Source organism: Pseudocalidococcus azoricus BACA0444, assembly GCF_031729055.1.
Lineage (GTDB): Bacteria > Cyanobacteriota > Cyanobacteriia > Thermosynechococcales > Thermosynechococcaceae > Pseudocalidococcus > Pseudocalidococcus azoricus.
In genome coordinates, this window is record NZ_JAVMIP010000029.1 from 20,522 (window position 1) to 30,094 (window position 9,573).

Sequence of the window (9,573 nt, forward strand, 5' to 3'; positions counted from 1 at the left end):
CCAAGATACCGGGGATACCTCGTTATCATTTGCCAATACCAGAAATAGGCGATCTTAGGTATCGAATAAGTTTTGTTGCTGGTGTCCTTGAGATAGTATTTTTATCCCCAAGAGCAAGCCAATCATGAACACCATGAATCTATGGATGCAGCAAAATGATCAACAAGTCATTTATGATCACCTCTTAGGTTGCGTCCAGACCGAAACACCTCAGCAGGTTATTGAACGATTTCGGACGTTATTTTTAATGGGCTACAACTATCCGGATCGGGAGATTCAACTGGTTCTGGATCAGATTGTCGCCAGTCCCCAAGGGCAGCAAACCTTCAAGTTATTTTTTAACCGCTGTTGTCATATTTTGATTAACCGTTGGCAGTCTCGCCCATTTCTCCAGGCCGCGGTACAGGACTTTTTGGCAATGCTCTCCACTCCGATTATGGTGCCAGCCCCAGGCCTGAGTCGTGCGGATGCAGTGCGGCGGTTGCGACAACTGGTTAAAAGCTACATCCAAAGTGAATATTTTCAAAAATTACGCCGCCTGATCGAGTTTTACTGTGAAGATACCTTGGATGTTCGGGAAGTCCGCCGCCACACAGAACGCCCCCTTGTCACCCTAATTCGCCGCTATCCCTATCTCTATGATCACTGCCTCCTGAGCCAAGGAAATACCCCAGAGGAAAAAGAATATATCCGTAAATCACAACAGGAAACCCAAGGCCTGTTTGAGCGGGATATTTCCAAGTACCTGACGACAGAGTTTCGCCGCTCCCAAGGCAGCTTAGTGCAATTACAGCCCAATCCTACCCTCCTAACGGAGCAAGAACTCAAAACCGCATTACGGCATTATGTGGGTAAACCCAACGGCAAAAATACCTTTCGACAGCAGGCCCTCGCGCTCCAAAGCCGGGTCATCACCAGTAATGCGCCGCAAAATTTTCAGCAGGATTTTCATCAGTATTTGACGGATATTCCCGGCCTGGATCAACGGAATAGTCGCTTTGGTCAACGGTTGCAGCAGTATCTCACCACTTTACCCAGCCTCCAACAGGCCCCGGCGATGAATGAGTTTCTTTTGGTGCGAACCTGTTGCCAAGCCTTGAACTACTTGGTGGTGGAGCATCCCGATCGTCCCAATCATGCTGTGTTTATGGATTTGTTAAATACGATTGGCACAACGGCGACTGTGGGCCTGCTACTGAAAATTATTTTAATCTGCAAAAAAGCCAGAACCCATTTAGAGCAACGCTTGGCAATTTTATTTAATCACTATCAGTCTTTCCAACGGCAGCAAGTGGATTGGTTAATTAACTGTTTAGAGCATACGAACCTGGCCTTAACTCTCCACTTTGGGACGCGTGATTTCTCACTTTTTAGTAGTATTTAGACTCAGGAATTGCCTGTTAATCCTTTTTAGGGGGCCTGGAAAAACGGACTATCCTAGAAATTATGAAACCCCACATCTTCTTTGATGATCAAATGACTCACCTTTCCTCAGTCGCCCATAATATTCCCTCAGTTCATGTTCCCTTCGGCATTCGTAATCTTATCAGGGCAGAGATTTAGGCGGTTTTACTGTTCCATCTCCTTTGTGCTCAGAGTTGATGACTGAAGGCGATGCTATGCCAGACGTGATAGCCAATGGATGCCTTTACATCGGTATGAGAACTTTATGAGGATTTTGGCAAACCCCTGCCTGATGGTTGAGAACCTGTTGATCAAAAAACACCTGCTTTGATCGAGACAATTATTTCTACTGCATAAAATATCGAGGTGTTGCCAGAAAACTATCTAGGCTCGAGTGTCAAGAAATTCGTCAGCGTTCCGGTGGTTCTCATCGCAAGTGATTTAATCCTGAAACGAATAAAACAACAGTAATTCCAGATTGGGGTAGTCGTGACATAAAGTTAGGAACACTCAAGGCAGCAATTAAGCAACTCGGAATTGACTGGGCTATCTTCGAGCAAGTATAGTAATTATCCGTCTAATTCTGAGACTCAAAACAACTGTCATCAGATTTTCTTCTTATTCATAAGAATCAAAAAAATTTCCCTATGTCAAGGTTTGCTTACCCCAGTCCTAATTCTGTTCACCCACTCCCAGAGTTCCCCCAAGTCTGTTTCATTAAAAATACAGTCACTAATCCAAACATTATTATTGGGGACTATACCTATTACGATGATCCAGTGGATTCAGAAAATTTTGAACGGAACGTCTTATATCATTTTCCCTTTGTTGGTGACAAGTTAATTATTGGGAAGTTCTGTGCTTTGGCCTGTGGGGTGCAGTTTATTATGAATGGGGGAAATCATAAAATGTCAGGATTTTCGACCTATCCCTTTGAAATTTTTGGCCACAGTTGGCAGCGTGTCATGCCGGAACCTGATGCATATCCCTATAAAGGCGATACGGTGATTGGGGATGATGTTTGGATTGGTTATGGAGCTACAATTATGCCTGGTATCAAAATTGGCCCTGGGGCAATTATTGCCGCAAAATCTGTAGTGACCAAAGATGTCCCAGCCTATGGCATTGTCGGCGGAAATCCAGCCCAAGTGATTCGGTATCGTTTTGCCCCAGAGGTGATTGAGCGGTTGTTAGCCTTGGCCTGGTGGGATTGGGATATTGAGAAAATTACCCGTAACCTAGAGCATATTGTCAATACTGATCTCGATGCCTTACAAGCCTGTACTTAATACCTACAACCTCCCGGAATTTATGGAATCTAGTCTTTACGAAACCGATTTTTATGCCTGGACAGTTCAGCAATCAAAGCTTTTACAGGAACGCTGTTTAGAACAACTAGATTTTATTAACTTGATTGAGGAAATTGAGTCTTTGGGTAAACAACAACGACAAGAATTACGCAATCGTCTGACAATCTTAATTGGGCATCTTCTCAAGTGGGACTATCAACTGGAAAAGAGAAGCAAAAGTTGGTTTATTACGATCCGCAATCAACGCCGAGAAATCTATATTCTCCTCAAAGATAATTCCAGTCTCCAGCCATTTATCCCAGAGGCATTGAAGTTGAGCTTTCTCGCAGGCCTGGATTTAGCGGTTGCCGAAACCTCATTGCGAGATCGAGACTTACCCTCTGAATCTCCCTATACCGTTGCCGAACTCCTCGACCCAACTTTTCCTCCCAGTCTGACTAAAGCGGATTTTTAACCCCCACATTGTTCTTTTGTCCTGAATCACATGACCCATCCTCTAATTACCCAGGCCCTGGCAGCCCTTACCCCCACCTTTCACGAAATTGATTTACTTGTCAAAGAAAATTTAGATCGGGTCTTAACAGCCTTTCGGCATCATCGGTTGGGCAGTCATCATTTCAGTAGTGTGTCTGGCTATGGCCACGGGGATTTGGGGCGAGACCTGGTTGATCAAATCTTGGCGGATATTTTAGGCACAGAAGCAGCCCTTGTGCGCGTCCAGTTTGTTTCTGGAACCCATGCGATTGCCGCGGCCTTGTTTGGGGTCCTGCGGCCGGGAGATGAATTGCTGTCGGTGGTGGGTAGTCCCTATGACACGCTTGAAGAAGTAATTGGCTTACGGGGCCAGGGACAAGGCTCTTTGCGGGATTTTGGCATTACTTATCGTCAAGTTGAACTCACAACTTCTGGCACTCCGGATTGGGTCGCGATTGCCCAGGCCCTGCAACCAGAAACTAAACTGGTCACGATTCAACGCTCCTGTGGCTATAGTTGGCGGCCAAGTCTGAGTCTTGAGGATATGGGTAAAATCATTGGCCTGGTCAAACAACAAAACCCCAATATCATCTGCTTTGTGGATAACTGTTATGGGGAATTAACCGCCACCCAAGAACCGAGTGCTGTTGGGGCCGATTTAATGGCGGGTTCATTGATCAAAAACTTAGGGGGAACGATTGTCACGGCGGGGGGCTATGTGGCGGGGCGACAAGATTTAGTCGAGGCAGCGGCCTGTCGGTTAACGGCTCCAGGAATTGGCAGTGAGGGTGGGGCCACCTTCGATCAAAATCGGTTGTTGCTGCAAGGCTTATTTTTGGCTCCACAAATGGTTGGGGAAGCTCTCAAAGGGAATTATCTAACCGGCTATGTGTTTGATCAATTGGGCTACCCCGTCAATCCAGGCCCCCTTGCCCCCCGTTGCGATGTAATCCAGGCCATTCAGTTGGGCAGTCCCGAAAAACTCATTGCCTTTTGCCGGGCTTTACAAAAAATTTCCCCTGTCGGCTCCTACCTTGACCCAATTCCCGCCCCGATGCCTGGATATGAATCAGAGTTGGTGATGGCCGGTGGGACATTTATTGATGGCAGTACCTCAGAATTTTCCGCCGATGGCCCCTTGCGAGCACCCTATGTTGTCTTTTGTCAGGGGGGAACCCATTGGACTCATGTGGCCCTGGGCCTGGAGGCTGCCATCAGTGCATTAGAACTTGTCTAATTTGATCTCATTTGATGAAGTCGCAGGTTGCTGATGATCGGGGCCTGGCCAAACCAATCCCAAAAAAATCATCACCGCCAGGCCAGTCAGGACAATTTTCAAGCCCCAGAGGGTTTCCGCAATTCCCGCCACCGCCAAGGGTAAACTCAAGGCAATATTAATCAGGTTATTTTGGAGTCCAAAGACTTTTCCCCGCAGGTCTTCAGGGGTTTCGGTTTGCACCGTCGTCTGCATCGGAATCGCAATTAAAGCCGCAAAGGCTCCCATGCCGGCAATAACCAAGAGACTCAACCAGAGAAAGCGACTGGTTTGCCCCAGGCCCAGAAGCATCACCGCCATTCCTCCACTGCCAATCCGGCTCCACTGACTATGACTGAGGCGATGCCCAATGGTATTAAGAGCCAACACCCCTCCCCCTAAGCCCACAGCCCCTGCGACCAAAAGAAAGCCAAATTGATCCGTCTCTAGGCTCGGCATAACCTCGGCAATCCGCACCAAGAGCACCGCCAAGGCCGCCATGACTGAAAACAACAGCACGAGTCGCAGCAAGGCCATTCGTAATAGGGGTTGACCCTTAAGAAAATTGATCCCTTCCCGGAGGTCGCCCCAAAACTGCTCAGACGTGGCCTGGCTCACTGGACATTGTTCTTCCGCCTTCAGGGATAGCAAGGCCAAAGCAGCCAATCCATAACAGCCGCTGACAATAACCGGCCCCCCGATAAAGCCCCCCCATTGACCAGCCAAGGACAAGAGTGGCTCTCCAATGGCAAACCCCACCACCAAGGCCCCCATCATCGTCAAGGTATAGAAGGAATTGGCACTCAGGAGTTGATGTCTTTCGACGAGTAAGGGAATGGCGGCTTGTTCGGCGGGGGCAAAAAACTGAGTCAAGGTGGAAATCCCAAAGGTAATTCCCAAAATCAAGGCAAATCCCCGCTCATCCCCTGCCCAAAGCCAAACACTGAGGGGCAAAAGCATCACCAGGCCGGCCCGCCATAAATTGGTCAGAATCAGAACCCGTTTTTTTGACCAGCGATCCACAAACACCCCAGCCAAGGAGCCAAATAGTACCGCCGGAATGGTAAACACAACCATGATTGTCGCCACCCAAGGACTAATGCTGGCAGCGGCGGGTTGAAAATATTGGGTTGTTAGGGCAATCACCAACACCAAATAGACCTTATCGGCCAACTGGGAAAATACCTGGGCGATCCACAACCAGAGAAAGGCTTGATTATGGAGCACAGCCCAAGGAGTTGGGGGAACGTTTGGGATAGGCGGCAGATCAGCGTTCAAGGGTTCGGGGGCAAGGGGACGGGTCATAGGGGAGGGATGGTGCTCAAGTCGAAGCGGGGATTGGCGAAAAGCAACTATCCAACAATGATGCTGCCTTGAGGGGATGTTCAAGATGAAACTGCATATATTGTCGCAACAAACGCTCCACCCCTAACCAGGCCGCCAGAGGTTGAATTGGCCGCCGTCCCATTTCCCCCTGCCTTGCTTCGACCGGTGCGGCAATCCAGGCCAAGATTTGAAATTCACCTGCACTCAACAGGGAAAACCCATGAGTTCCCCTGACATAGAGGCTGGACAATGGCTGTGAGAGGGGGACGAAGGAACCAGCCCCAAGGTTAAACCCAATCCGCCAATCAGGGTTCAGGAGATCCTGATTATCCGGCAACCAAGATTCATCCCATTGGGGGGTAATCCCAGCCCAGGCCAAGATTTGCCAAATAGATTCTAATAAGGTTTCCATCACCGCCCGCCCCTGTACCTGCTCTAAATCCTGGAGGGTCTGGCAAAATAAATCAAACAAGTCGGCCTGGGTTTGTTGCTGTCGGGCCAGGTACAAAACAATTTCGGCTACATATTGACCGGCGGCCAAAGTTGTTAAATGCTGGCTCAAGCGGGGATAGGCATAGATCAATTCACACTGGGCAATTTTATCCAGGGTGCGGCCGGGGCGAATCAAAAGATGATTGACCACAAATAAGGCCGTTCTCCCCCCCAATTTAGATTTGGGTTGGCGGGCTCCAGCGGCCACCAGCTTGAGCAGGCCTTGGTCACGGGTCAAGACAGTGAGTAGGCGATCACTTTCTCCTAAAGGCATGGCTTTGAGATTGATTCCGACAGCCTTATAGGTTGGACTCATTCTGACTCGCTTCTAGGGTGCAGTTCGTTGATGCAGTTGAAGCACCGATGCCTCAGCTATGAAATAACGTGAGTAGATCCTATAACATCCATGAGCTAGGATCGCTCTTATCCAACGCCCCTTCTGGATCAGAGCCAAGCCCAGCAACGCCAGCAACAAGAACGAGTCGGCTAACTACCCAGGCCAAAACTCTAGAATGGCTCATAGAGCATGCCCGGAATTACGGTACTTACCAGGCCTATTTAGTTGCTTCTCTAACCCGTCCCTATTAGTTCACATCCCGATCCGATGTGGATCTTGCCGTTGAACAAATCAACTCTGACTTATTTTTTCTGCCATCGCCCATCTGTCCGAGTTCCTAAAACGGGATGTGGATATTATTAACCTGGCCCAATGCCATTTTAGTGATCGCCTGCGGCAGGAAGGAATATCATGGACAGCGGTCAATTAGTTTTATTCCAAGCCGACACTAGGGCCCAAAAACACACAACAACAGACGATTGATCGAATTTTTATTTTGCTCCAAAATCGTGCCAAAGGCCTGGAGCCTGATACTGTTGAGAAGCTTGAAAGCCTGGCCTACCAAATCCATAACTTCTGTTGTGCAGTGGAAGAGTTACTCAAGATAGCCGCAATTTACTTTGAAGATAATATCAGTGACAGCCCCCAATGGCATACCCCATGACTCAAACGCATGATAACATCTGTTCCTGGGGTTCGTCCTTGACTGTTGTCCTGGGACAGTTAGGAACAACTCAACAGCTTGCGAGCCTTGAAGCACTTTTTTCGTCATGCTTACGGTGTCCCTCTAGATTTTTTACAGTTAGAAGCTCAGTTCAAGAAAGTACTAGAAGTTAAGCCAATCCTAGACCAAGAGATCCTAGAGTTTTTACCGCGATTGGGAAATATTAAGCCACAATCAAAGCTCATGAATTTTGATCCAAAGCAACCCTAATTAATTTTGGGAACTAGAGCGTTGATTTTGCTATGATTACAGCCTCAAATGATTCTTGATTCAGGTGGGATTGCGATACAACAATCAAGTCAGTGGGCGATGTTTGGATGGTCCTAATGCCATAATTAAACCACTATAAAGTTGAAACGCATGATCCCAGTAGCAGTCCTCCCGCCGAAAAAGATCTAGATGGGGATTAATTTTTTCTAACAGGTCTGTATGCTCTAGGACTGTTTCAGCAAAGGAGGTAAAGTCACTCCAAATCGGAATTCCCGGCCGACAATGGTTAAAGACTGCCAACAATTGCCGCCAGTTAGCCCATGAGGTTTCTTGATCCGCAGCCACTTCGCCCCCCTGAACTGGCGTGAGATCAATCCCCCGATTAAATTGGTAGTGGCCACGATAAAAGCGGAGAATCGTTTGGCGGCTAGGTAAATGTAAGTCACAGCATTGGGCATGATCTTGAACTTGCGATTTGTATGTAGTAGTGCCTCGACTATCGCGATCCACCACGGTTTCAAAAATCGGTAATTGTCCTTCCACCCGCTGCGTTACCTCTTCCCAGTTAAAGGTAAAAATATGTTGCGGCGGTTCTGAGCCATGGCCACCCCACCCGGCCTGGACTTGGGGCGATAAACTTTGGAGAAAACGCACTTCAATGACGGTTAACTCTTGGAGCGGATCCAGAGGCAACCAAAACGCGGGAATGCCTGCAGCCCGTAATTGCGAGCCATAGACGGCCAACTCTGCCATTGTCCCATTCCGCAACAATCGCCATCCCCGACTGGGTAAGAGCAACCGGGCTGCATAGGGTTCGATGTCCATAATCCGGGCAAGCTGTTGGGCTAACTTGGTTTTAACTTCTGGGTTAGGAACTGCTTCAAGGACGAGGATGGCCCGTTGATCACCACCAGGGGCCTGGGCCACTGTCGCTAGCGCGTCCATTTGCTGTTGCTTGCGAGTTGTTGCAATCCGTTCTAGGCCTTGGCGGGCCCGCAGAATAATTTTGGGGCCACAATCTTGACGAAGAATATCGCGATACCGAGTTTCCGCCGCTTCGAGGTTTTGCTTTTTTTCCTCTAACCAGGCCCAGCCCAGCATTACTTGGGGTTGATCCGCTGGCAGAGCTTCTAAAAGAGCCATGGCCTGGGTTAAGTCGCCGGACTCAAGGGCTGCCATTACCGCCGGAATCATAGAATTAACCTCTAGTCTGGTTCGTCTCTCGGTGTTATGGATGAAGACAAGTAGGACTCGCTCCCTCTATCTTAGAAGGTGAGTTTTATCTCATCAGCATTGACGACTACATTGGGCTGATTATGCAACTGGAGACTGGCTAGGAGTAACCCCAAGAGCCTGGATTTATCCGATCCTCAAAATTTTAGAGACTTAAAAGAGAAAGTGTCGCTGGGCTATCGGTAACACGGTTACGGGTTCACAGGTGAGAATTTTCCTGATCATACCCCATCGGCCTGGGTACTGCCGCATTCAGATTCTCTAACCACTGTAGTCATGATTACTTGGCATGACTTCCCAGCGTACCCTCGCCCAAATCAACCAAGCAAACTCAGAGAAAAGATTCCAGGATAACAAGAAAGCGAATCACAAGTTCTACTCCGAGAATCAGATGACTATAGCAAACAGCAATTGCTCATGAGAACATACCATACATAGTCAAATGAGAAAAATGGAGAACAAAATGACTTAAAAATAATTCAAATAGATATTTTGTAATTTTAAACGTCTTCAATAAGTGCTACACATTCCTTAAGAAGTTTTTAACTTGGAGCCACACTGCTTCAATCGGATTTTGTTCCGGTACATATGGAGCTAATTTGATGCAGTAAATCGGCCATTCTTGTTCTGGCTTATTTCCATTGACTTGATGTAAATATTTACGGAAATCATCACTGTTATGATATGCTGCACCATCCCAAATCACAATAATTTTCTGATTCGGATGAATCGCCTTTATCCCTTTGATAAACCGAATAGTATTCTGACTATTTCCACTCGAATAAGGTTTGACAATTAGGCGACCTGT

Annotated in this window: 9 protein-coding genes and 2 pseudogenes; 7 read left to right on the forward strand and 4 right to left on the reverse strand. The window is 47.7% G+C overall.

Annotation, left to right across the window (positions count from 1 at the left end; translation table 11 throughout):
* Nucleotides 1-124: 124 nt before the first annotated feature.
* The 6 genes and pseudogenes from RIF25_RS16545 to RIF25_RS16565 all read left to right on the forward strand — a co-directional run bounded on the left by RIF25_RS16545 (nucleotide 125) and on the right by RIF25_RS16565 (nucleotide 4,425).
* A complete protein-coding gene (locus RIF25_RS16545) occupies nucleotides 125-1,384 on the forward strand; it encodes a hypothetical protein (protein ID WP_322879622.1) in 1,260 nt (419 codons plus the stop codon).
* Between the two features lie 23 nt (nucleotides 1,385-1,407).
* A pseudogene (locus RIF25_RS16550) lies at nucleotides 1,408-1,563 on the forward strand (5'-nucleotidase); the annotation flags it as partial.
* Nucleotides 1,564-1,859: 296 nt separating this feature from the next.
* Nucleotides 1,860-1,970, forward strand: a pseudogene (locus RIF25_RS17465) (type II toxin-antitoxin system HicA family toxin); the annotation flags it as partial.
* A gap of 81 nt (nucleotides 1,971-2,051) precedes the next feature.
* Complete coding sequence (locus tag RIF25_RS16555) at nucleotides 2,052-2,693, forward strand: Vat family streptogramin A O-acetyltransferase (RefSeq protein ID WP_322879623.1); 642 nt, start codon at nucleotides 2,052-2,054, stop codon at nucleotides 2,691-2,693.
* Nucleotides 2,671-3,168 (forward strand): DUF29 domain-containing protein, encoded by a 498-nt coding sequence (locus RIF25_RS16560; protein WP_322879624.1) that lies wholly within the window; start codon nucleotides 2,671-2,673, stop codon nucleotides 3,166-3,168. Before RIF25_RS16555 ends, RIF25_RS16560 begins: the two co-directional genes overlap by 23 nt.
* A 30-nt stretch (nucleotides 3,169-3,198) precedes the next feature.
* Nucleotides 3,199-4,425 (forward strand): methionine gamma-lyase family protein, encoded by a 1,227-nt coding sequence (locus RIF25_RS16565; RefSeq protein ID WP_322879625.1) that lies wholly within the window; start codon nucleotides 3,199-3,201, stop codon nucleotides 4,423-4,425.
* Here RIF25_RS16565 and RIF25_RS16570 read toward each other — a convergent pair.
* On the reverse strand, nucleotides 4,411-5,748 hold the full coding sequence (locus RIF25_RS16570) for an MFS transporter (RefSeq protein ID WP_322879626.1): 1,338 nt from the start codon (nucleotides 5,746-5,748) through the stop codon (nucleotides 4,411-4,413). The genes RIF25_RS16565 and RIF25_RS16570 overlap by 15 nt on opposite strands.
* 16 nt (nucleotides 5,749-5,764) lie before the next feature.
* Nucleotides 5,765-6,577 (reverse strand): DNA repair protein RecO, encoded by an 813-nt coding sequence (recO, locus tag RIF25_RS16575; protein ID WP_322879627.1) that lies wholly within the window; start codon nucleotides 6,575-6,577, stop codon nucleotides 5,765-5,767.
* A gap of 517 nt (nucleotides 6,578-7,094) precedes the next feature.
* Between recO and RIF25_RS16580 the strand changes: the two genes are divergently transcribed.
* Complete coding sequence (locus RIF25_RS16580) at nucleotides 7,095-7,262, forward strand: hypothetical protein (RefSeq protein ID WP_322879628.1); 168 nt, start codon at nucleotides 7,095-7,097, stop codon at nucleotides 7,260-7,262.
* Between the two features lie 354 nt (nucleotides 7,263-7,616).
* Here the strand turns inward: RIF25_RS16580 and RIF25_RS16585 are convergent, their stop codons facing one another.
* Nucleotides 7,617-8,726, reverse strand: coding sequence for a hypothetical protein (locus RIF25_RS16585; RefSeq protein ID WP_322879629.1), 1,110 nt, complete (start codon nucleotides 8,724-8,726; stop codon nucleotides 7,617-7,619).
* 559 nt (nucleotides 8,727-9,285) lie between these two features.
* The coding region (locus tag RIF25_RS16590) for a transposase (RefSeq protein WP_322879630.1) at nucleotides 9,286-9,573 on the reverse strand (288 nt) is incomplete at its 5' end.

Bases quoted from the DNA above. Each gene is read 5' to 3' on its own strand.
- RIF25_RS16545 (WP_322879622.1), top strand. From the start codon at position 125: ATGAACACCATGAATCTATGGATGCAGCAAAATGATCAACAAGTCATT.
- RIF25_RS16555 (WP_322879623.1), top strand. From the start codon at position 2,052: ATGTCAAGGTTTGCTTACCCCAGTCCTAATTCTGTTCACCCACTCCCA.
- RIF25_RS16560 (WP_322879624.1), top strand. From the start codon at position 2,671: ATGCCTTACAAGCCTGTACTTAATACCTACAACCTCCCGGAATTTATG.
- RIF25_RS16565 (WP_322879625.1), top strand. From the start codon at position 3,199: ATGACCCATCCTCTAATTACCCAGGCCCTGGCAGCCCTTACCCCCACC.
- RIF25_RS16570 (WP_322879626.1), bottom strand. From the start codon at position 5,748: ATGACCCGTCCCCTTGCCCCCGAACCCTTGAACGCTGATCTGCCGCCT.
- recO (WP_322879627.1), bottom strand. From the start codon at position 6,577: ATGAGTCCAACCTATAAGGCTGTCGGAATCAATCTCAAAGCCATGCCT.
- RIF25_RS16585 (WP_322879629.1), bottom strand. From the start codon at position 8,726: ATGATTCCGGCGGTAATGGCAGCCCTTGAGTCCGGCGACTTAACCCAG.